The organism is Acidimicrobiales bacterium (genome assembly GCA_022452035.1).
Taxonomy (GTDB): domain Bacteria; phylum Actinomycetota; class Acidimicrobiia; order Acidimicrobiales; family MedAcidi-G1; genus UBA9410.
Window position 1 is genome coordinate 47,902 of sequence record JAKURV010000012.1, and the last position, 21,522, is coordinate 69,423.

General features: G+C 63.9%; 21 protein-coding genes. 3 read left to right on the forward strand and 18 right to left on the reverse strand.

What is annotated here, in order from left to right; translation table 11 throughout:
* Positions 1-3: 3 nt before the first annotated feature.
* The 9 genes from MK181_05910 to MK181_05950 form a co-directional block, all read right to left on the reverse strand.
* Positions 4-471, reverse strand: a complete 468-nt coding sequence (locus tag MK181_05910) for a hypothetical protein (protein MCH2419332.1) — start codon at positions 469-471, stop codon at positions 4-6.
* A 57-nt stretch (positions 472-528) separates the two neighbouring features.
* Positions 529-1,359 carry an amidohydrolase family protein gene (locus MK181_05915; protein ID MCH2419333.1) on the reverse strand — a complete coding sequence of 277 codons (831 nt, stop codon included), beginning with the start codon at positions 1,357-1,359 and terminating at the stop codon, positions 529-531.
* A complete protein-coding gene (locus MK181_05920) occupies positions 1,356-2,663 on the reverse strand; it encodes an acyl-CoA dehydrogenase family protein (GenBank protein MCH2419334.1) in 1,308 nt (435 codons plus the stop codon). Before MK181_05920 ends, MK181_05915 begins: the two co-directional genes overlap by 4 nt.
* A gap of 89 nt (positions 2,664-2,752) precedes the next feature.
* A complete protein-coding gene (locus MK181_05925; protein MCH2419335.1) occupies positions 2,753-3,811 on the reverse strand; it encodes a phosphotransferase family protein in 1,059 nt (352 codons plus the stop codon).
* A complete protein-coding gene (locus MK181_05930) occupies positions 3,804-4,769 on the reverse strand; it encodes an aminopeptidase P family N-terminal domain-containing protein (protein MCH2419336.1) in 966 nt (321 codons plus the stop codon). The genes MK181_05925 and MK181_05930 overlap by 8 nt, the downstream gene beginning before the upstream one ends.
* A complete protein-coding gene (locus tag MK181_05935) occupies positions 4,766-5,917 on the reverse strand; it encodes a Xaa-Pro peptidase family protein (protein ID MCH2419337.1) in 1,152 nt (383 codons plus the stop codon). Before MK181_05935 ends, MK181_05930 begins: the two co-directional genes overlap by 4 nt.
* A 100-nt stretch (positions 5,918-6,017) precedes the next feature.
* Entirely contained in the window at positions 6,018-7,220 is a 1,203-nt protein-coding gene (locus MK181_05940; GenBank protein ID MCH2419338.1) for a CoA transferase, read from the reverse strand.
* Complete coding sequence (locus MK181_05945) at positions 7,217-8,083, reverse strand: enoyl-CoA hydratase (protein MCH2419339.1); 867 nt, start codon at positions 8,081-8,083, stop codon at positions 7,217-7,219. Before MK181_05945 ends, MK181_05940 begins: the two co-directional genes overlap by 4 nt.
* 12 nt (positions 8,084-8,095) lie before the next feature.
* Positions 8,096-9,280: an acyl-CoA dehydrogenase family protein gene (locus MK181_05950; GenBank protein MCH2419340.1), complete on the reverse strand. Its 1,185-nt coding sequence runs from the start codon at positions 9,278-9,280 to the stop codon at positions 8,096-8,098.
* A gap of 80 nt (positions 9,281-9,360) precedes the next feature.
* Between MK181_05950 and MK181_05955 the strand changes: the two genes are divergently transcribed.
* Positions 9,361-10,401: an acyl-CoA/acyl-ACP dehydrogenase gene (locus tag MK181_05955; GenBank protein MCH2419341.1), complete on the forward strand. Its 1,041-nt coding sequence runs from the start codon at positions 9,361-9,363 to the stop codon at positions 10,399-10,401.
* A 47-nt stretch (positions 10,402-10,448) separates the two neighbouring features.
* On the opposite strand, the gene MK181_05960 is transcribed toward MK181_05955, so the two are convergent.
* The 3 genes from MK181_05960 to MK181_05970 are packed head-to-tail and all read right to left on the reverse strand — an operon-like array spanning position 10,449 to position 13,307.
* Positions 10,449-11,417 carry an alcohol dehydrogenase catalytic domain-containing protein gene (locus tag MK181_05960; GenBank protein MCH2419342.1) on the reverse strand — a complete coding sequence of 323 codons (969 nt, stop codon included), beginning with the start codon at positions 11,415-11,417 and terminating at the stop codon, positions 10,449-10,451.
* Positions 11,418-11,467: 50 nt separating this feature from the next.
* The gene (locus MK181_05965; protein ID MCH2419343.1) at positions 11,468-12,877 is read right to left on the reverse strand and encodes an AMP-binding protein; all 1,410 of its coding nucleotides are present in this window, start codon (positions 12,875-12,877) and stop codon (positions 11,468-11,470) included.
* Positions 12,878-12,911: 34 nt separating this feature from the next.
* On the reverse strand, positions 12,912-13,307 hold the full coding sequence (locus tag MK181_05970; GenBank protein MCH2419344.1) for a nuclear transport factor 2 family protein: 396 nt from the start codon (positions 13,305-13,307) through the stop codon (positions 12,912-12,914).
* Positions 13,308-13,396: 89 nt separating this feature from the next.
* On the opposite strand from MK181_05970, the gene MK181_05975 reads away from it, so the two are divergent.
* The gene (locus MK181_05975; protein MCH2419345.1) at positions 13,397-14,578 is read left to right on the forward strand and encodes an acyl-CoA dehydrogenase family protein; all 1,182 of its coding nucleotides are present in this window, start codon (positions 13,397-13,399) and stop codon (positions 14,576-14,578) included.
* Here MK181_05975 and MK181_05980 read toward each other — a convergent pair.
* A complete protein-coding gene (locus MK181_05980; protein MCH2419346.1) occupies positions 14,566-16,221 on the reverse strand; it encodes an acyl--CoA ligase in 1,656 nt (551 codons plus the stop codon). The genes MK181_05975 and MK181_05980 overlap by 13 nt on opposite strands.
* 16 nt (positions 16,222-16,237) lie before the next feature.
* Positions 16,238-17,425: an amidohydrolase gene (locus tag MK181_05985; protein MCH2419347.1), complete on the reverse strand. Its 1,188-nt coding sequence runs from the start codon at positions 17,423-17,425 to the stop codon at positions 16,238-16,240.
* A gap of 113 nt (positions 17,426-17,538) precedes the next feature.
* On the opposite strand from MK181_05985, the gene MK181_05990 reads away from it, so the two are divergent.
* On the forward strand, positions 17,539-18,372 hold the full coding sequence (locus MK181_05990) for an enoyl-CoA hydratase (protein ID MCH2419348.1): 834 nt from the start codon (positions 17,539-17,541) through the stop codon (positions 18,370-18,372).
* A 24-nt stretch (positions 18,373-18,396) separates the two neighbouring features.
* On the opposite strand, the gene MK181_05995 is transcribed toward MK181_05990, so the two are convergent.
* The 4 genes from MK181_05995 to MK181_06010 all read right to left on the reverse strand — a co-directional run.
* The gene (locus MK181_05995) at positions 18,397-19,593 is read right to left on the reverse strand and encodes a cytochrome P450 (GenBank protein ID MCH2419349.1); all 1,197 of its coding nucleotides are present in this window, start codon (positions 19,591-19,593) and stop codon (positions 18,397-18,399) included.
* 7 nt (positions 19,594-19,600) lie between these two features.
* Positions 19,601-20,422 carry a thioesterase family protein gene (locus MK181_06000; protein MCH2419350.1) on the reverse strand — a complete coding sequence of 274 codons (822 nt, stop codon included), beginning with the start codon at positions 20,420-20,422 and terminating at the stop codon, positions 19,601-19,603.
* A gap of 4 nt (positions 20,423-20,426) precedes the next feature.
* On the reverse strand, positions 20,427-20,648 hold the full coding sequence (locus tag MK181_06005; GenBank protein MCH2419351.1) for an OB-fold domain-containing protein: 222 nt from the start codon (positions 20,646-20,648) through the stop codon (positions 20,427-20,429).
* A gap of 188 nt (positions 20,649-20,836) precedes the next feature.
* A partial coding sequence (locus MK181_06010) for a thiolase family protein (GenBank protein MCH2419352.1) occupies positions 20,837-21,522 on the reverse strand: 686 nt, incomplete at its 5' end.

Below are 21,522 nucleotides of genomic sequence, written 5' to 3' on the forward strand. Positions count from 1 at the left end.
GCGTCAACCAGGCGTCAGTTCGAAGTACTGCACCTCGATGGACATGGGGAGCAGGTAGCGCACATAAAAGGCGTGCAACTTCAACACCGTGTGGTCCTCTACCGCATAGGGGAGGATCTCCACCCGAGCGTCACGGGCCTGAAACGCCTCGGCTCTGGCCTGGACGATGTTGAGTTCGTCGAGGCTGTCGACCTGGACACCGAAGTGGTCGCCGGGCAGACCAGGGGGACAGGACATAGGGGCCTCGTCGGCCAGCAGAAACACGAAGCGGTCGTAGGAGTTGACCGAGAAGATCATCCGTTGGCCATCGATGGTCATCATGTCCAACTCGGCCCATCCGAACACGTTGTCGAAGAAGGAGGCCAGGTCGGCTCGACCCTGTTGGCCGAGGAGGTCAGATGAGACGCTGAGTGCAACGTGGTTGATTCGCTTGGGACCGCGGAATCCACCTTCCCCTGCCTCAACCACCATGATTCCTCCCGATCCGCACGGGACCATACCTCTTGCGCGTTCTAGCGGTGATGACGTTCATCCACGGGGTGGATGCCGATCGGAGAAGAAGAGTCGTTCGGCGTTACCCCACAGGTATTTGTCCAGTACGCCGTCACGGAGGTCGAGCTGGGCGGCCTCATCAATGCAGCGTTTCATGGACAACACAGGGTGGTCGCTGGCGTAGAGAATCTTGTCCTGCCCCCTGGTGTTCATGAAGTGCACGACCTCGGGGGGGAGGTACTTCGGCGAGTAGGCCGAGGTCATTAGGTAAAGGTTGGGGTACTTGAGCATCAGGCGCATCGCGGTACCCCACCACGGGTCGGCTCCGTGGGCCATGCACAGTCGTAGGAGTGGGAACCGATAGCAGATTCGGTCCAGATGGATGGGGTCCTGGCACTCTCCCGGCACCGGGGGACCCGGTAAACCGGTGTTGACACTAAGTGGCAGGTCCATTTCCACGCACTTTGTGTAGAGCGGGTAGTACTGGGCGTCGCTGGGTGGGAGATCGAAGTCAAACGGCACGACGCGGGCCATCACCACTGGGTGTTCGGCTGCCAGGTCCTCGAGGCGCCACAGTTCGGGGAGGCCCGCGGTGGGTCGTACGTGAGCCGCCAATGCGAAACGGTCAGGATGCTGGCGGGCAAAGTCCAGAACGGTCTCCGAGGGGTCCTTTACCCGTACGGTCAGGATGGCCTTCTCCACCCCAGCCTCGTCCATGTCGGCCAGACATTCGTCGACTGACAACGAGGTGAAAAATTCTTCCCCCGCCTTGAAGTAGTCCTCTTTGGCTCGCTTCAGGTAATCAACATGCCTGATCTCGCCCATGGTGACATTGACCCAGCAATCGATCGCCCGGCGGCTGGTCATTGGTTCGCAATCTCGTGTTCAAGCCGAGCCTCGATGGCTTCCCGAGCCTCGGCCATCCGGGTTGGCAGGTGTTCTGACGGGAAGAGTCCATCTGCCGGCCGGTAGCCCTTCAGGAGCGTCTTGGCAATGGTGTCCTTGTGGACCTCGGACGGGCCATCAGCGATGCCCATTATCGGACCAGTCATCCACATGCCGATAAGCGGCATCTCGTTTGACACCCCGAGCGATCCGTGGGCGTGCATAGATCGGTAGACCACGTCCATGAGAACCTTCGGGGTGGCCACCTTCACTGCGGCGATGTGGTGCCGGATTTTGGCGTAGTCCCCAACGGTGTCGATGAGCCAGGCGGTATGGAGGACCAGAAGCCGGAATTGCTGGATCTGGATCCACGAGTCAGCAATCCAGTGTTGGATCGACTGTTTCTCGGCGATGAGGGAGCCCTTCGTCTCCCGGGACAGCACCCGTTCGCACATCATGTCCAAGGCGCGCTGCGCGGTACCGACCGATCGCATGCCGTGGTGGACCCGCCCACCCCCCAGGCGTTCCTGAGCAATGCGGAACCCCGCCCCCTCTTCCCCAAGCAGGTTCTGAGCCGGCACGCGTACGTCGGTGAATCGCAGGTAGGCGTGATCCCCGTCGGCGATCCGGTCACCGGCCAACCCGACGTTTCGCACCACCTCCAGACCGTCGGAGTCGGCCGGCACCAGCATCATCGACGAACCTCGGTAGACGGGAACGTCGGGATCGGTGATCACCATGACGATGGCAAACGTCGCGAACCGGAAGTTCGAGGCAAACCATTTCTCTCCGTTGATGACCCATTGGTCACCATCCCGGAGGGCTCGACAGGCGAAGTAGTTGGGGTCCGAGCCGGCCTGCGGTTCGGTCATCGAGTAGGTCGACGAGATCTCCCCAGCCAGAAGCGGCTCTAGGTACTGCGCCTTCTGAGCGTCGGTTCCGAAGTGGGCGAGGATTTCGGCGTTTCCCGAATCGGGGGCCTGACAACCGAAGACCGAGGGGGCGAAAGAAGACCGGCCGAGTAGCTCGTTAATCAGAGCCAACTTCACCTGGCCGTAGCCCTTGCCCCCTAGGTGGGGGCCGAGGTGGCAGGCCCAGAGATCCTGTTCCCTAACCCGGTCTTGGAGTGGCCGGACCAATGCCTGGGCCGTCTTGTTGGACTTGTCGAACGGCGACACGGTGCCTCGAAAGTAGAGGTCGAGCGGTTCGATCTCCTCCTTCACGAACCCGTCGATCCAGTCCAATTTCTCCTGGAACTCAGGTTCGACCTCGAAATTGATCGCCATAGGGGCTCCGGGTCGTCCGTGTGGGGGTCGTCCGAAACCTACTCTGCCCCTTCGGCCGCTCCCGAATCCAAGAGTCCGGCTGTGCTAAGTCAGATGGTTCGGACCAGTTCGGCGGCCCGGGCGGCCAGGTCCAGAACGACCCCGCCGAATGCTTCCATCCTCGGGTTGTCGGCCCCCCCGTTCACGTAGCGGGCGTACCCGCCTTCGAGCACGATGGCCAGCTTGAACCGGGCGAGGATGACGTAATAGTCAATGTCGTCGACATCGCGCCCTGACACAGTGGCGTAGCGGTGGAGAAGATCATCGCGGTTTGGCATCCCCGTGTAGTCCACGTACCCGCCTGTGCGAACCTCGCCCTCGTCCGGCCAGCCCATGACCACCCAGGCCAGGTCCAGGAGGGGGTCCCCTACGGTGCCCATCTCCCAGTCGACGATTGCTGCCAGCCGAGCCGGGCCACCGTGGTGGAACATGACGTTGGCGAACTGATAGTCGCCGTGCATGATCCCCGGTTGGTAGTTGCGCGGACGGTGGCCTCGCAACCATTCTCCCGCGTCGTTCAGGCCGGGGATCTCCCGGAACTCGAACCGTCTGAGGTGTGCGTACCAGCGATCAACCTGGCGATCGTGGAACCCGTCGGGTCGGCCAAGCCCCTCCAATCCCCGCGCCCTCCAGTCCACCCGGGACAACTGTGCGATGGCGTCGACTAGTTCGAAAGCAAGCCCCTGGCGGGCCCCCAGGTCGGAACCGAAGGGCTCGGGCCAGTGGGGCTCGCCGATCGGTGACCAGCCGTCGACAAAGTCCATCAGGTAGAACGTGGCACCCAGTACGGACGGTTCGGCGCAGACCGCTCGAACCGCCGGGTGGGGGACGTTGCTATCAGCAAGTGCTTTGAGAATTCGGTATTCGCGCAGCATTGTTTCGTTCCGACCCTCGGGAACCATTCGAGGCGGCCGCCGCAGCGCCCAGCGGTGTTCGCCTCGTTGAATTTCGAAAAGCTCGTTGGACGCCCCACCAGTGACGAAGGTGGCCTGGATCTCTTCGCCGGAGCCGGGTAGGCCCTCGGCATCCATCCACTGCCCGAGACGGTCGGGATCGACCAGGCCTCGGGTTCGATCACCGTCCCCGGATAGGTCAGCCTCGTCAAGCACCTGAACCGACCAGCCTGCCGGCGGGGTAGGGAGGAGTTGAGAGCACATCTGGTTCACCGCTAGTCACCGCCACCACGTCCCGGTGGTCGCCGTCTGTGACGCTCAACACCATGCCCGTCATCAAGGTGAGGTCCTGTCCCCGTTGGGCGTCAATCATCGGTGTTTCGTATCCCATGCCCAGCCCACGAACCAGCCACGGCCCGGTCGACGATTGAGCAAGATCCTCATGGGTGGCGCCATCACGACAGGCATCGACCAACGCTGGTGCATGTTCGCGTCGGCCGTCGACGAACCGCCCACCGACACCACCCTCGTAGAGGCCGACCATCGCTCCCAAGTCGACCACCGTGGTGTCGCCTTCGTGACGGACTACCGGCTCGGAAGAAGGGATGGTGGCACCCAGGGCAGTCATTGCAGCTAGGGCGTTCCCTATCGGGGTCGGAGCGTCGGACCGGCTCAGCACCGCCTCTACCCCGGACCAGACCACTCGGCAGGCAGATCGGACGAGTTCGATTTCCTCGACCAACTTGACCGCCCGCACGCTGGCCATCAGGTCATCGCACGGCACGATCTGGGCGCCTGGGGAGAATCGGGCGGCGGCCCGGATGAAGCCGGGTGAGCAGGTATCCACACCGATGCGGCGGGCGGTGCTCAGGCCCCCTATGGCCGCCATTGAGGAGGCCATGATCTCCGGATTCCACGTGATCGGATACAGGTCGTCGAACGGCACATGTTCAGGGATCCCGGCGTCCCAGCTGGACAGCAGGTGAGTTCGCTGTGTCTCGGCAATCAGGACACACCCGGCTCCGAAGGGTCGGGTTCCGGACGTCCACAGGCGGGCCATTCCGGTCGAGTAGCCAACGTTGTCCTGCCGACCCAGGACCAAGGCGTCCACCCCCCGCTCTGACATGGCGTCCAGGACACGGCGGCGACGGGCCGCAACCAGTTCGCTTGTCATGACTTAAACGGCAGGTAGTCCGGCCATCCTCCCAACGGTCGCCAGCCGGTGTCGGTTATCGCCACGACCTCCTCGGCCCGGTATCCGCCGACCCCGTCTTCCCACACCACAGGTTCGAGGACTAGCACCATCCCGGGTTCCAAAACGAACTGCTCGTCGAATCGTTCGCCTAGGTCAGTGCCAATCATTGGCATCTCCGCGCTTTCAACCCCGAGGCCATGGGCCAGGTAGAAGTGGGGCAGCCAAGGAATGGTCCCTCGGTTCGCTCCGATAGCTGCTCGTCCTACTTCGGCCAGGGTTACCCCGGGGCCGATGGTCGCCAGGGAGGCCTCCATCACCGCTGACCACCGCCTGAACAGGTCCTGTTCGGCCGACGACGGGTCCCGTCCGACCACCCAGGTACGCCCGTAGTCCGACGCGTATCCCTCCACGCCAATTCCGGTGTCTACCCACACCAAGTCCTCCTCGTTGAACAACGGATCTCCGACCCCGGTAGGGAATGCCACGTGGCCGGTGGAGGTTCTGGGTCCATCCGAAAGGTTCCGGGGCATGGGTTGGAATATGGGGTCGATCAGGACGTTGTCGACTCCGAGTTGACGCACTCGGCTGATGAACATCCCGGCTAGCTCCGATCGCCGAACACCGGGAAGACAGGCGGTCCGGACCTCCTCCATAGCTACCTCGTTGATCCGTTGTGCTCGGTCTATGCAGGCCAACTCATCTTCGGTTTTCACCAGGCGGGCGGGGCCGAGAACCCGCCCGGCATCGACCAAATCGAAGCCGTCTAGGAGTCCCGATCGGAGCATCGCCCCTGTGACCTCGTCGATGGCCAAACGCCCGACGCTTCTGGTTCCGGTGGCCATGCCTATTCCTTCCACCAAACCGGCAATCGACTCGTCTAGTTCCGGGAACACTGAGGGGTGGATTTCCGCGGCAAGGTCAGACGACGGATGGTCGGCAAACAGATGGACTGGTCCCTCTTGGCCGATGATGGCCACCGGACGCTGGTAGACGGCATGGGTCGAGTCGACTGCCGGGCCGACGTGGCCGCTGGCGTAGGCGACGTGGGGTTCGTGGAGCAAGACGGTGGCGACCACGTCCTGGGCGGCCATGTGGTGTCGGAGCCGGGATAGTCGTTCACGGCGCATCCGGCCAACGTCGTAGGTCAGATGATCATCCGCTGACATCACCCGCCCAGAATGCCTCATTCTGTGCGACGGTGGCACTACCTAAGGTCGCCCCCGTTGGTTAGACCACCCCGGCGACTCGGAGTTCTTCGATCTCGTCTTCCGTAAGTCCCAGCACCCCGGTCAGTACATCGTCAGTGTGCTCACCTAGTCGCGGTGCACCGGTTGGGGCCTTCGGTGGTTGGCCGGAGATCCTGGGGAATGGTGCCTGCTGTCGGACTGCTCCGATCACCGGATCGTCGACGACCAGGATGTCGCCCCGGGCCACTACATGCTCGTCTGCCGAGAGGTCGGCCGCGTCATAGGCGGTGCCCACGATCACGTCGTGTTCAACGCATAGCCGTTCCACCTCATCGGCATCACGCTGAGCCACCCAGGCGGCCACAATGGCGTTGATTTCGCCGTTGTTGGCAGCTCGAGCAGATGGGTTGGCGAAGCGCTCATCGTCGACAAGGTCGGGGCGGTCCATGGCCTGACAGAGGCGGGTGAAGTTGACTTGGGCGGCCCCCACGATGCACACGTAGCGTCCGTCGCGGCTGGGGTAGTTGTCGAGTGGCGCGGCGTAGTCGAGGCGGTTACCTCGGCGTGATCGGACGGTTCCGAGGCGGTCGTAGGCGGCGATGGTCCATTCGAGGATTCGCAGGGCGGAGCCGTAGAGGTAAGCATCGATTACTCCGCCTCGGCCAGTCCCTCTCGCGTCGCGTTCATAGAGAAGCCCCATGGCCGCCTGGGCGGCGAACAGGGCAGTGAGGTAATCGGTGACCGTCACGCCCGGGCGAACGGGTGGGCGACCTTCCTCCCCGGTGAGGTGGAGCAGCCCACCGTAGGCCACCCCGTTTCGGTCTAGCCCAGGACGTTCTGACTTCGGCCCGTCCTGACCGAAGACGCTGATACGTACCGTGACGAGGCGCTCATCCAGCCGGCTTGGGTCGATGTTCCAGCGCTCCAGAGTCCCGGGGCGAAAGTTCTCGCACAAAACGTCCGATCGGGCGGCCAGATCGCGGAACACTCTTTGGCCCTCTGGATGGGAAAGGTCCAGAGTCACCGACTTGCGACCTCGACCTTCGACGGCCCAGTAAAGCGAGTGAGGGCCGTCGGGCCCGTCGACGAAAGGTCCTAGGTCCCGCAACGGGTCGCCCTGGCCTGGCTTTTCGACCTTGATTACCTCGGCCCCTTGTTCGCCCAGCAGGCCGGCGCAGAACGGAGCCGCGACCCGCGTGCCGAGGTCCAGGACCCGCAGGCCCTCCAGTGGGCGACGGGTCATGCCGACTTCGGGTCGGGTTCGGGGTCGCGGTGTTCGGCAAACACTTCAGTCATCGAGGTCTTTTTCTGACGGGTCTCCAGGGCATCGAGCGCGGTGGCCGTGCCGTGCATCCAGTGGTGGGCCTGGAAGTGGTAGTCGTAAGCGTTGCGCTGGCCTTGGAGGTCGAGGGTTTTGTTGATCGATCGTTTGACGACTTGTGCGGTTGCTGGTGGAACCTTGGCGATCGTCTCGGCCATCTCACGCACCGCGTCTTCCAGGTCGCCGCGGGGGACAACCCGATTGACCATTCCAAAGCGTTCTGCCTCGACGGCAGTTAGAACCGACGCGGTGAGAAGGAACTCCTTGGCCTTGCGGGCCGGCATCTCCCATGGTTCCACCAGGAGTTCCACCGCGGCTCCCGTCATGCGGAGCACTGGGTTCTGGAAGGACGCGTCGTCGCTGGCCACGATCAGATCGCACATGCAGGCCAGCATCACGCCGGCGGCGATGCATTTGCCCTGCACTGCGGCGATGGTGGGCTTCCGGAAGTCACGGATACGTAGGCAGCGGTCGAAATACATGACCTTCTCGTGGTGGTACTTGCCTTCCGGGGTTTCGCGCATGAGCCGCCACTCGTCGGGCTCGGTGTCGCCAACCAGTGCCTTGAGATCGTGGCCCGAACTGAAGTGTTGACCCCTTCCGGCCAGGACAACAACCCTCACCTGGTCGTCAGCGTCGGCCAGGTCGAAGGCTGCATCGACCTCGTCGATGAGTTGGGTGTTTTGGGCGTTGGCCACCTCAGGTCGATCAAGGGTGATAGTGGCCACAGGGCCTGTCACCTCGTAGATGATCGCTTCGAACTTCGGCGGGCTGTTGTTGGACAAGGTTGCCTCCTCTCAGCTCCGTCGTTCCCGTGGAAGACCGAGCGTGCGCTCCCCGATGATGGTCCGTTGGATTTCACTTGTACCAGCGAAGATTGATGCTGCTCGGTAGTAGAGCCAGGATCGCTGCCACCGACCGTCACCCGGGTTGCCGGTCGCGCCCTTCCAAAGGGGAGCCACGTCGGCCAAGACCCGCATCGCCGTAGCGTGGAAGCGCTGGCTCATCTCACTCCAGTAGAGCTTGGCCGTGGTCGTCTCACCACCGGGGGCTTTGCCCGATTGTAGACGCGACAAGGCCCGCCAGTTCTGGAGCTGAAAAACTCTGAGCTCCACAAAGGCCTGGGCAAGGCGCGACGAGGTGCGCGGATCGCTCCCGATCCCGGACCGCTCGGCCAGGCGGATCAGTTCGTCGAGCAGTTGCGAGTGGATAACCAGTTGCCGTGGGTTAGTGCCTCGTTCGTGGGCCAAGGTCGATTGCGAAACCGACCATCCTGCGTTTTCCTCGCCTACCAGTTGGTCGTCGGCTACGAACACCTGGTCGAAGAACACCTCGTTGAATTCAGAATCGTCGGTTATCTGGCGGAGCGGCCGGACCTCGATCCCGGGCGAACTCATGTCGACCATGAAGACGGAGATGCCCTCCCTTTTCGGCAACCGGGGTCCAGTCCGGGCCAGACACAACCCCCAGTCGGCGAATTGCGCGTAGGAGGTCCAAACCTTCTGGCCAGTGAGTGCCCAACCTCCGTCGACCCTGGTGGCCACAGTGGCCACGGAGGCCAGGTCGCTGCCGGCATTGGGCTCGCTGAACAGTTGGCAGAAGAGCCGGTGGGCCGGGAGAATGTCGGGCAGCCATCGAGCCTTCTGGTCCTCCGTCCCGTGGGCGAGAAGGGTGGGTCCGACCAGGTTGACTCCGATTCTGCCTACCAGTTCAGGTGCCCGTGCCCGAGCCAGTTCCTCCTGCACGATGAAGTGGTGGAGTGGTTCGAGGCCCCGGCCCCCGTACTCCAGTGGCCACGACACGCCGACCATTCGGGCGCCAGCCAGTTTCTCCTGCCAGTCCCTCAGGAACGCCACTTCTTCGCCCAGGTCGTCGAACATGGGTGGGAAACCAACCCCGTACTCCCAGGGCAGTTCGCGTTCGAGCCAACTTCGGCACTCTGCCCGGAATTCCTCCTGGCTCGTAGTTGGAGCGAGGTCCATCCGGTCAGGTCTACCAGTTCCGATCCGGGAGACGCGACGCTTCGAGGGGGGCGGCGCCTGCCCTACGATGCGCGGCGCTCATGGACTTCGACCTCTCTTCCGACCAAGTTGCCCTACGTGATGCAGCGTCTGGGTTCCTTGACGACCGATGCGCCAGTAGCCACGTCCGGTCGGCAGCCGACGACGGCGGGTTTGACCCCTCCCTGTGGACCTTGATGGTGGACCAGGGGTGGATTGGGATCAGTACCCCCGAGTCAGCGGGCGGCTTAGGTATGGGAAGTGTCGAGGCCGCGGTTCTTCTCGAACAACTCGGACGGCACTTGGCCCCAGTGCCGCTGAACCAGCATCTGAACGCTCTCCACGTTCTGGCCGACACGCCCTGGTCCGAGGGCCTGCTCGAGGGGTCACTCATCGCAACGGTGGCTCGGCGCTCGGTGGAACGAAACGCCGATGGCTCGGTCACCGGTCGTCCCGAACCAGTGATCTACGGCGCGTCGGCCGACCTGCTCGTGGTGCCAGCCGGCGACGAGTTGGTCGCCGTGGACTTGACCGCTATCGACCGAAAACCGGAGCCGGCTATGGACCGGACACGAGAACTGGCCTGGATCGAGATGGAAGAGGTCCCGGCGGTCACCGTGGGTGACGCCTCGGCTGTGGCCGCTCATCTTGATCGTGGCGCGGTGTTCCACTCGCTGGAACTTCTGGGTGCCGGCGAGGCGGTCATGGACATCGCGGTGGACTATGCCGGTCAGCGAGAACAGTTCGGGCAGCCGATCGGCGCCTTTCAGGCAGTCAAGCACCGCTGCGCTGACATGCTTGTCGACGTCGAAGGGATGCGTTCCACCGCCTACCACGCCGCGTGGTCGATCGGTGCCGGCGATCCGGACGCTCCAGTCGCTGCGGCGGTGGCCAAGATCTGGTGTAGTGACGCCGGCCTCCGGGTCGCCGAGTCGGCCCTTCAGGTGCACGGGGGCATCGGCTTTACCTGGGAGTCGGACGTTCACCTGTACTTGAAGAGGATCCAACTCGACCAGGTGTCCTTCGGTGACGCCGAGTACCACCGGACCCGCCTCGGGGAGACTCTCCGCCAGCGAGTCGGCGACGGCACACCCATCCTCTGATCCCTCTCCGAGGCCGGGTGTCGCCTCGGCCCTTGGCCCGGGTCTACTCAGGGACGTACCAGGACCTTCCCGGCTACCTCACCGGCGCGGAGGCGCACCATGGTGTCAAACAGGGCGTCGAGGCCAATGGACCCGGGTTCGACGAGGGCGTCGAGAGGCAGCAGGCCGGAAGAGATGAGTTCCAGAGCCGACGTAAACCCGGTGGCGCCATAGGTGTAGGACCCGGTCACCACCAGTTCGTTGAGGATGATCCGGTTGCTGTCCAACCGGGGAAAGTCCATTCCGGTACCCACCAGGACCATGCGTCCGCAGGCCACCAACTGGGCTAGTCCAGATTCGGCCGCCGTCCGAACCCCAGAGGTTTCGATTACTACATCGACCGGCTCATCGACCGCTATCCCCGGATGCCATGGCGACTCAAGGTCCGAGGGTTCGAGCACTGTCGCCCCCAGCCGGAGAGCTAGGTCACGTCGGAGGGGCGAGGGCTCGACCACCACTACGTCGTCGTGCCCTTGGGCTATCAGCGCGGCCACCGCGGCCGCTCCGATGGGGCCACATCCGGAAACCATGACCCGATGGCTGGAATCGACGCCGGCAAGATCGAGTGCGTGAAGGGCTACGGCTAGTGGCTCGGCATAGGCGGCCGCCCGGGCCTCCACCCCGGCGGGAACCGTCACCGCCTGGTCGCTGTCAATAACCACGTAGTCGGCGAACGCACCGTGGGGTTGTTCCACCCCGGCGGTGGGCCGGTCCTCGCAGAGGTTGGGTCGGCTGGCCAGGCAGGCCTTGCACCGTCCGCATGCGTTCCCCGGATGGCCGACTATCAGGGTGCCGGTCTCCAAGAGGACGTCGGAGCCGACCTCGACGACTCGACCTGACCATTCGTGGCCTCCGATGCTGCCCGGCACTCCCCATCCGTCGAGAACGTCGTGAAGGTCAGTCCCACACACCCCGCAGTATTCGACGGCTACCCGCACCTCGGATGGTCCGATCTGGGGCACGGCTGTTTCTGCCACCTCGAGATCCCCTTTCCCCCGGTAGATAGCCGCGCGCATAGTCCCTCCGGTCACTGAGGAGGCTCCAGACGGGACCGAAGTTCGGACCGGTCGAACTTGCCCGAGGCCAGCAGCGGGAGCCACTCGACCACCTCCAGGTGTTCCGGGGTCAGGAACGGGGCTAGTTCACGGGTGGCGAACCACGACCGACAGATCTCGAGGTCGAAGTGGTCGGATGCCACCACGAACGCTGCCACTCTTTCCCCGAGGCGGTCATCCGGCATGCCGACCACTACGGCCTGATCGATCGACTGGTGGGCTTCAAGGTGCATCTCGACCTCCCGGGCCGAGATGTTCTCGCCGGCCCGAATTATCCGGTCGTCGGACCGGCCGGTGATGGTCAACCACTTCCCATCAAGTCGGCCCAGGTCGCCGGTCCGGAACCACCCGTCGACGAACACGCCATCACCCTGTGTCGGTTCTAGGTAGCCGCGGGCAACCTCGGGGCCACGTACCCAGACCTCACCGTGGCCGTCGACCCGGATCTGGGTTTCATCGAAGGATCGCCCGTCTGTACCGGACATCTGCTCCGGGGGATCGTCGAACCGGCTGGTGGCAACGGTCGGGGCCTCGGTTGAGCCGTAGGACCGTTTGACGACTGCGCCGAGTTCGTTCCGGGCTCGTTCCACGAAGGCCGGCGTTACGCCCGCCCCACCGCAGGACAACATCCGAAGGGACTGCGTGCGTTGCGAAGAGAAGGCCGGGTCGTCCATCAGAGCTAGGAAGAAGGTCGGCGGGCCCACCATGTACGTGACCGCCTCGGTTTCGATCAAGTCCAGAGCGTCAGCCGGATCCCAGTTGGGCATGAGCACGGTGCGCATGCCGGCCACCCCCGGCACCAGAACCCCATGGAGTAGGCCTGAGACGTGGGCCAACGGGGCTGGCATGAGGACTACATCCTCTGGGCCTAGACCGTGGACTTCGAGTAACTGGCGGACCTTGTAGAGGAGGCCGCCGTGGGTGTGGATCACGCCCTTCGGAACACCAGACGATCCCGAGGTGAACATCACCAGGGCGTCATCGGAGGACGCCACGGAACCCGGTGGGACTTCTGCACCACCACGAAGGCAGCTGACGTCCAGTACGCCGGGCAGATCAGCCGCCGGACTGCCCGGACCGGCTACCCGAACAACCGGGTCCAACGCTTCGAGGGTGGGCACTAACTGGGCCGAACCAGCCCGCGGGTGGAGGGCGGCAGCGACCGCGCCGAGTCGCCAGCAGGCCCGGTAGAGGACCACAGCCTCAACGCCGACCGGCAACTGGAAGGCCACACGGTCTCCGCTACCCACCGATCGTTCAGCGAGTGCCGCAGCTGTCGAAGAGATGGTTGCCTCAAGTTCCGCGGTCGAGAACTGAGTGCCACCCACCACGACCAGGTCGTCCCGGGTCGGTGCCCCATCCAGGGCCTCGGTGAGGTTCACCCGTTTCCCGGGCTGGACGGTCGGCGAACCGGTTTCACCCGTCGACGCCCAATGGGGTTTCGCCACTGAATACGATCTCCCGAGAGGCGAAGCGCCAGCGATCCGGGGCACGACGAATCACGTCGACGTAGCGGCCCGTCGACAGGATGGTGTTGGTCCGGGAAACGAACACGTAGTCGGTGGCCGCTCGCGCTGTGTCGCCATCGACGTCGATGACTGGCTCACTCAGCATGTGACGTCCACGGTCACCCTCTTGTTGCGTGGGCTCGATGAAACTCCGGACCTCATCTCGGCCCCGGAGGCGGTTGCCCATGACGGTGAACACTACGTCTTCGTCGAAAAGGACAATCCACTCGTCGAACCGGCCGTCGTCGAGCAGATGGCAGTAGTCGGCTAGCAACCTGCGGATCGCCGACTCGTCATCGCTCATCCCTGATGTCCTCCTAGTTGACATGATCCTCCAGGACCGGGGTCGCCAGCCAACCGGCACGGACCGGCTTCACGTGCTACGACAGGGTCGTGGATCTCACCTTCACCGCCTCTGAGGAAGCGTTTGCCGCTGAGGTCCGAAGTTGGCTGGCCGAGCACGTGGAACACCCCGGGCCGTTTGGCTCGGTGGACGACGAGGTCGATTGGGGCCGGTCCTGGCAGGCCACGCTGGCCGCCGCCCGCATGGTGGCCATTTCATGGCCGCGCTCTGTCGGTGGACGAGACGCGAGTCCGGTGGAGGTTGCCCTCTACAACATGGAGTACGCCCGGTCCGGGGCGCCCCAACCGATCAACCGCGTAGGGATCAGCCATGTCGGTCCGACCCTGTTGGCCCGGGGCACTGTCCAACAACAGCGCCGATGGATGCCGGCGATCCTGGACGCCTCCGAGCTTTGGTGCCAGCTGTTCAGTGAGCCGGATGCTGGCTCCGATCTGGCGGCTCTACGGGCCCGGGCCGAGCCGACCGACGGTGGTTGGCTGGTTAGCGGCCAGAAGGTCTGGACGTCCTATGCGCGGCACGCGACGTGGGGCATCGCCCTGGTTCGCACGGATTCCGATGCGCCCCGGCACAGTGGCATCTCATGTATGGCGATCGCCATGGACGCTCCGGGAGTCGACGTCCGACCCTTGCGCCAGATCACCGGTGAGTCGGAGTTCAACGAGGTGTTTCTCGACGAGGTATTTGTCCCCGAGGACCAGCTCATCGGCGGCCTCCATCAGGGTTGGGCGGTGGCCAATACCACGCTTGTCCACGAACGGGGTGTTGGGTTCCCCTTCAAGGAACAGGTCCTCCACGAGGTCTATTTGGAGGACTTGGTTGCGTTGGCTTCCCGAAGCGGACGGCTCGGAGAGCCAGCCGTCGACGACGCCCTGGTCGACGTTCTGGTCCTTGTGAGGATCCTGCGCCTCTACAACTGGAGGACCTTGTCGCGGTTGGCTCGCGGAATCGAACCCGGCCCCGAGTCGAGTCTGGTCAAGTTGGCTTGGACCGAGATGACCCAACGTCTGTCCACCGCGGCACTGGCAGTTCTCGGAGACCAGGCCCCTCTATGGCCGACTCCTGGGGGTGAGCTGGCCGCCGGGACCTGGCAACGCCAGTGGCTATGGAGCAAAGCCGCGGGTATCGCAGGGGGGACTACCGAGGTGCAGCGAACGATCGTTGCCGAGCGGCTTCTCAGCCTCCCTCGAACCCCAGCAGATCAGGGGGCGTAGCGTTCGGCCAGCATCCCGACGAGCTTTCGCAGGTCGACCTTGCCGCTCTCCAACCAGGGGAGGTCTTCCGGACTGTCGTAGATGGCTACGTGTCGGGGCACCTTGTAGGAGGACAGGTCCCCTCGTAGGCGCTCCAAGATCTCCTCCGGATCAACGGACATGCCAGGCCGTAGGACCACTGCGGCGGCCACGTCCTGGCCTCGTTCGGTGTGGGCTACTCCAGCCACGAAGGCGTGCATCACCTCGGGTTGCTCCTCGATGATCAACTCGACTTCGCGCGGCATGACGTTCATACCAGAGGTCTTGATCTGGTCGCCCATACGCCCCTTGAAGTACAGGTGTCCGTCAGCGTCAAGGTGGCCAACATCGCCGGTCCGATACCAGCCATCAGGCATGAAGACCTCATGCCTGGCTACCCCTACCAGCCCCAGCATCAGGGGATAGCCGCGGATCCAGATCTCCCCCAGTTCCCCCTCGAGGGCCTCCTCCCCGGTGGATGGGTCCACGATCCGGTGTTCGATGCCCGGAACGGCCCGACCGAACGAGCCGCGCTTGATCTCAGGGAGGGCACTGCCGATCAGTTCGATGGAGTGAGGGCCGAGCGATTCGGTCATGCCAAGAGAGTTGGCTCGTAGCTCTGGGTCGCCGACTCGCCGGTCTGGGGGGAGGAGAGCGTCGAGGCTTCCGCCCCGGACCGCCGACAGGTCCCGGGCCGGGAACGACGGGTGTTCGGTGAGGGCCCGACTCATGTGGGGCCAGCCGACCACGTGGGTGACCCTCTCCGTCTCGATGAGGTCGAGGGTTCGGCCAGCCTCGAACCGCTCCTCGAACACGACAGTGGCCCCGGCGTGCATCGCTGAAACAAGGGTGTAGGTCAAACCACCCACCCAGAACAGCGGCATCGGCGTGTAGAGGACGTCCCCGGGGACAAGGTCGCGGAAGGGTAGAAGGTTGTAGGGGTGCCGTACGACGGCACCATGGCCATGGATTACCCCCTTCGGCTCGGCGGTGCTACCCGAGGTGTACATGATCACCATCGGGTCATCGGGAACGACCGCGGCCTCTGCAACTGCCAGGTCGCTGTCGGTGGTGCCCGAGGCACCAGCTACCAGGTCCTCGACCGTCGATGCCCAACCCCGATCGGTGCCGTTCCACACATAGACCTCGGCCAGGTCCGGATGACTGGCTATTTCGATCTCACCATGACGCTGGTCGGCCAGGTCGGGAATCGCGGTTTCGAGTTCTTCGGGGTAGTGGCGACCCAGATAACCATTGGCGGCGACCAGAACTTCAACCCCTGAGTGACTAAGAGCCCAACCGAGTTCTCTCGGCCGAGCGTAGGTACTGAGCAGAGTGGTCACAGCTCCGATACGAGTAGCGGCCAGCCAGGCCACCACCCAGTCAGGACCGTTCGGGGCGAGGAGGCCCAACCGGCTTCCCCGGGCTACCCCACTGGCTAGAAGAGCGCGGGCCATCTCGGCTGACCGCCGCTCCACCTCTCGGTAGGTGACTCGTTGGTCGTCGAGAACAACCAAGATCCGGTCTCCCCAACGATTGGCCGTATCACGGATCAGGCCCGCAGCCGTCGCCTCGTGATCCGGAAACTGGACTCGTCGCTCGTCCGGGGCCGGAGAATCAGCCACGTTCCGGGGCCGCGCCTCAGTCGGCCCCGACGAGGCGGCAGGCGTTGTCACGCATCACCTTCCGCACTTCGTCGTCACTGAAGCCTTCCAACTCGTTGATGAAGTTCAACGGTTCTGAAAGGCCTTCGGCGTGGGGAAAGTCCGAGCCGAACAGCAACCGATCGACACCCAGTAGGTCCTTGAGGAGAGGCATGTCGTCCTCGAAGTACGGAGACACCCAGACGCTGGTTAGGAAACGTTCGACAGGATGACTGGGGAAGGCGAAGGGCATCTTCCCGTGAGCGGTTGTCAGATGCCGGAACAACTCGGGCACCCACATGCCGCCGTTCTCGATCGACACCAACTGGAGTTCCGGGAAGCGGTCCAGGGCCCCATGGCAGATAAGTGCAGCGAAGGTGTCGGAGATACTGCGGTCAGCGAAGGCCACCAGAGGGAAGGCCGAGTGCCGGAACGCCTCGAACTGTCCGGTTCCCGATTCCCAGACCTTGGCGTACTGGCCCGTGCCGCTGAGGCCGGCGTGGAAGGCCACTGGGACTCGAGCTTCCTGCAGCCTGGCCCAGGCCGGGTCGTAGTCGGCCATTCCCGGAGAGCGGTACCCGTCGACGGTCGGTACGGGACCAGGCACCATCATCACGATCCGAGCTCCCATGGAAAGAACCCGGTCGATCTCGGTCACGGCGCTGTCGGGGTCGGCCAAGGTGATCATGGGCGCGGCGAACAGCCGACCGTTCCGGTCGAATCCCCAGTCCTCGTCCAGCCAGGAATTGAAGGCGGTAAACGCCGCTTGAAGGGCCGGAGTGTCGTGCTTGAGTGCCTCCTGCATACCAACCCCGAGGGTGGGAAAGAGGAAGGCCGACTCCAGGCCCTGGTCGTCCATTACGGAAAGTCGGGCGGTTGGGTCCCGGAACTCTGGGTGCTCGGAGATCGAGTCGAGGTCGCCGAACATGGTGGCCAGGTCCAAGCCCTCAGTGTTGCGGCCCCTGAAGTAGTCCTCGAGGCTGCCCGGGCGGGCGATCGGGTCGAAGGTGGGATTCGGGATGAACTTGTTGATCCGGCCGCCCACCAACAGGCGCTTCTTTCCGTTCACCTCTGCCCACTGCATGCACCGCTTGGCCATCGAGGGATCGATGTGCCTGGTGAAAGCATCTTCAGCTTCGTAGTAGTGGTTGTCGGCGTCGAAGGCACGGAAGTCCGGTCGGGCCATTCGACGAGCGTACTCCCGTGTCCCCTCAGGCCTGAAGGCTGGGGACGGCTACGACCCCACCTTGTGTCCCCACTAGTGTTGGCTGGCGCATTCACCGAAGATCGCAGGTCGCTGTGGAACACATCCGCTACGAGACGGACGGGCCGATCGGGGTGATAACCCTCGACCGGACCGAGAAAGCCAACGCGGTCGACCAACAGGCGCTGGATGAGTTGAACGCGGCTTTCGAGGAGGCGGCGGCCGACCGTGAGATCCGGGTAATTGTCTTGCGAGCCGAGGGCAAGCACTTCTGCGCAGGCCATGACATCACGGTCAGCAACACAGCGGTCGGTCGGGAGGCCGGGGAGGCCACGCCCCGGACTGCGGTTGACTGGGACGTCCGCGGCCTTCAGGCCATCTACGAGTGGGAGACAATCCACTACCTGGGCTACAGCCGCCGGTGGCGCGACATCCCCAAGCCGACCATTGCTGCTGTACAGGGACAGTGCATCGCCGGTGGCTTGATGCTGTGCTGGCCCTGCGACCTGATTGTGGCTGCCGACAACGCCCGGTTCTCCGACCCCGTCGTGCGTATGGGCATCGGCGGGGTGGAATACCACGCCCACACCTGGGAAGTGGGTGCCCGGAAAGCCAAGGAGATGCTGTTCACCGCCCAGCCGATCACCGCACAGCAAGCGCTGGAGTTGGGGATGGTCAACCGGGTCGTGCCTCTCGACGACCTGCTCTCTGAGACCATGGACCTGGCCAGCCAGATCGCCGAAATGCACCCCTTCGCCCTTGCCCAGGCCAAGCGGGCCGTCAACCAGACCCTGGACGTACAGGGCTTCTATAGCGCCCTCCAGTCGGTGTTCGACATTCACCAGACAGGGCACGGCAACGCCATGACCGTCGGCGACTACCCCATCCTGGTCAACCTGGACCAGATGAAGGACACCAACCGGGACTGAGTCAGCCTCCGGTCGTACCCACCCTCAGACAATCACCGGTACTCGGCTGAATCCAGCCACGTTGCTCATCTGGACCCGTTCCAGACCATCTTCAACCACGGTGAAGTCGGGCCACCGGTTCCGGATCTCTTCCAGAGCCACAGCACACTCCATGCGGGCTAGGGCGGCGCCGATACAGACGTGGATGCCGTGGCCGAAGCTCAGCGCCAGACGCTGCCGACGTCCGATGTCGAACACCTCAGGATCGACGAATTCGCGGGGGTCGTGATTGGCTGCCCCGGTTACCAAGAAGACCGGCTTTCCTGGCGGGACCCGCACCCCGTGCCACTGGGTTTCGTTGACCGACAGCCTTCCCTGGTACTGGGACGGGGCCCAGTAGCGGAGAACCTCCTCCACCGCATTGTCGATCTTGGACGGGTCGTCACAAACCTTTTGCCACTCGGCGGGATTCCGGTGGAACAGGACGGCTGCATTGCCTAAGGCTTTGGTAACCGTTTCGCTTCCCGCAGCGCCTAGGAGGGAGCAGAACCCAGCGATCTCGTCGTCGGTCAGAGAAACAAGGTCGCCGTCCTCGGTCTCGACCCGGGCCTCGATCAGGGCACTGCACATGTCCTCAGCAGGCCTTTTCCGCTTAGCAGCGACGAAATCGAGGAAGTAGACGGCCTGGCCGATGGCCGCCTCGATCTGGGCCGGGCTGGCCTCCGACTGTCCCTCTTCCCGGTGCAGCATTGCGTCGGTTTGAAGTCGGATCATCTGCCGATCGGCCTCCGGGACGCCGAGGATGGCGCAGATGATCTCCACCGGGAAGGGCGCGGCAAAGTCCTCCACCATGTCGAACCCGTCTCGGTCCATCAGCGGGTCGAGGTAGCTGCGAATAAGGACTTGGACCTTGTGTCGGTAGTCGGCCATGGCCCGGGGGGTGAAACTACGGCTCACCAGCCTGCGGTAGCGGTTGTGCTCTGGCGGGTCCATCATGATCATGCTGCGGTTGATGCCCGGGTCGAAGTTGGGGTCGGAGAGGTGCTCGTAGGTCAGACCATGGGTTGAGGTGAAGTTCTCGGTGTCGAGGTGCACGGCCACGATGTCCGCGAATCGACTGAAGGCGTAGAAGTCCCACCGGTCGCTGTGGAAGCAGGGCGCCTCCTCGCGCATGCGGGCGTACGTGGCGAACGGATCGTCGAAGAACTCTCGGCTGAAGGGGTCGAAGTCGACGTTGGCCATGGTTTCCTCAGGCCGTTACAGGCCGGACCATCGATTCCTGGGCGAAACTGGCCACCAACATTCCGTCTCTGTCGAAGACGTTGCCGTGTCCGAAGGCTCGGGCTCCGGCGACCACTGGCGCCCGTTGGCTTATCAGGCACCAGTCGTCGATCCGGAAGGGCCGGTGGAACCAGATGGAGTGGCCGGTGACCGCGGTCTGCAGGGCCTCTCCGGCGTCGGCCTGGCTGATTCCCTCCAGGGGACGAAGAGCCGTGCCGATTACCGTCAGGTCGGTGGCGTAGGCCAGCAAGGCCTGGTGGGACGCTGGCTTGTCATCCAGGTCGACACCGCCGACCCGGGTCCAGAAGGCGTAATCGGCCGGGCCGGCAGCCCGGTCCCGCAGGTCGACCGCACCGACTACCCGGGTCTCCCAAGGGATCATGGTCATCTCTTCCGGTTCGGCATCAGCCGGGTCTCCGACATCGGGAGCCGGCTCTTGATGCTCCGGACCGCCTTCAGGGATATGGAGTGAGGCCTGGGCCAGGAAGAACGGTCGACCGTCCTGTTGGGCGGAGAGGCGTCGCGTGGCGAACGTGCGCCCAGTGTGGGATAACTCGATTTCGTATGAGAACGGTTTGGCCAATGAGCCTTCACGGGGGAACAGGCAGCCGAGGGAGCGGATTGTCCGGCCCTCAGCCGTCGCCGTGGCCACCATGATGGTCTGGGCGAGGAGTTGTCCACCAAAGATCCGGTGGTAGTCCATCGGAAGATTGGGGGCGGTCCATGAGCCGGGAGCAGTTTCGGTCACTTCCAGACAACGGAGGAGTCCAGCTAGGTCTACGGTGGCCATTGGATCAAGTCGAGGCGGTCGGCTTGAACAGCGGCACGAAGTAGTCGCCGCTTTCCTCGAAGGTCACCTCGACCGTCATGCCTACGCGAATGGCATCAAGTTCGCATCCGACGATGTTGGTGCCCAGCCTGATGGTGGGGTCCTCGTCGATCTCGATGAAAGCAAAGGCGTAGGGTGGGTCGAAACCGGGCATGAACGGCTGATGGTTGATGGTGAACGCGGCCACAGTTCCCCGACCACTGACGACCTTCGGTTGGAGTCCCCGACTGTGGCAGTAGGGGCACACCGGCGCAGGTGGATGGTGCAATCGCTCACAGTCGTTGCACCCGGCTATCCGCAGGTGCCCGTCGGCTCCCGACTCCCAGTAGAACCCGTCTTCCGGTCCAGGGTCGACAACACGGGTCGGGATCCCTGTCATGTCAGCCCTCGGGTGAGCAACAACGCTCCGCACTCCGGACCGCCGCCTGCCCCGATCACTGCCACCTCGGCATCCTCAACCTGCAAGTGGGCCCGGCCGCGTAGTTGCATCACCGCCTCGTGAAGGAATCCGAAGCCGTGCAGGCGTCCCCCGGAGAGCTGCCCTCCCCACGTGTTGAGAGGTAGGGCGCCTCCGTGGGCGATCCGGGTGCCGTCCTCCACGAAGGGTCCCCCTTCACCTCTGGAACAAAAGCCCATGGCTTCGATCCAGGCCAGGGTCAACCAACTGAACCCGTCGTAGAGCTGCGCGGTGTCGACGTCCTCCGGATTGAGTTCAGTCCGTTCCCAGAGCGACGCTGCCGAGTCGCGCATGGCCATGGTGGTCAGGTCATCGAACTGATCCCAGGAAGGACGGCCTCGGTGGGCGGTTCCCAACGCGTTGACCTGGACTGGGACCTCGGGGGCATCTTTGGAGTGGTCGCGGTGCGACACGACAACCGCAGTGGATCCGTCACAGGGAACGTCACAGTCGTAGAGGCCGAACGGCTCGGATACCGGCCGGGCCGTCAGGTAGTCATCCATGGTCATGGGTTCGGTGTAGATCGCCTTGGGATTGGAAGCTGCGTGGTTGCGGGCGTTGATGGCGATCGCTCCGAGTTGTTCCCGAGTCGTTCCGTAGTCGT

Coding starts and splice junctions, on each gene's coding strand:
- MK181_05940 (MCH2419338.1), bottom strand. CDS start 7,220: ATGACCCGTCGCCCACTGGAGGGCCTGCGGGTCCTGGACCTCGGCACG.
- MK181_05920 (MCH2419334.1), bottom strand. CDS start 2,663: ATGGCGATCAATTTCGAGGTCGAACCTGAGTTCCAGGAGAAATTGGAC.
- MK181_05970 (MCH2419344.1), bottom strand. CDS start 13,307: ATGAGCGATGACGAGTCGGCGATCCGCAGGTTGCTAGCCGACTACTGC.
- MK181_05915 (MCH2419333.1), bottom strand. CDS start 1,359: ATGACCAGCCGCCGGGCGATCGATTGCTGGGTCAATGTCACCATGGGC.
- MK181_05995 (MCH2419349.1), bottom strand. CDS start 19,593: ATGGCCAACGTCGACTTCGACCCCTTCAGCCGAGAGTTCTTCGACGAT.
- MK181_06000 (MCH2419350.1), bottom strand. CDS start 20,422: ATGGCCACCGTAGACCTAGCTGGACTCCTCCGTTGTCTGGAAGTGACC.
- MK181_05910 (MCH2419332.1), bottom strand. CDS start 471: ATGGTGGTTGAGGCAGGGGAAGGTGGATTCCGCGGTCCCAAGCGAATC.
- MK181_05935 (MCH2419337.1), bottom strand. CDS start 5,917: ATGCGCCGTGAACGACTATCCCGGCTCCGACACCACATGGCCGCCCAG.
- MK181_05950 (MCH2419340.1), bottom strand. CDS start 9,280: ATGGACCTCGCTCCAACTACGAGCCAGGAGGAATTCCGGGCAGAGTGC.
- MK181_05985 (MCH2419347.1), bottom strand. CDS start 17,425: ATGGCCCGACCGGACTTCCGTGCCTTCGACGCCGACAACCACTACTAC.
- MK181_05930 (MCH2419336.1), bottom strand. CDS start 4,769: ATGACAAGCGAACTGGTTGCGGCCCGTCGCCGCCGTGTCCTGGACGCC.
- MK181_05955 (MCH2419341.1), top strand. CDS start 9,361: ATGGACTTCGACCTCTCTTCCGACCAAGTTGCCCTACGTGATGCAGCG.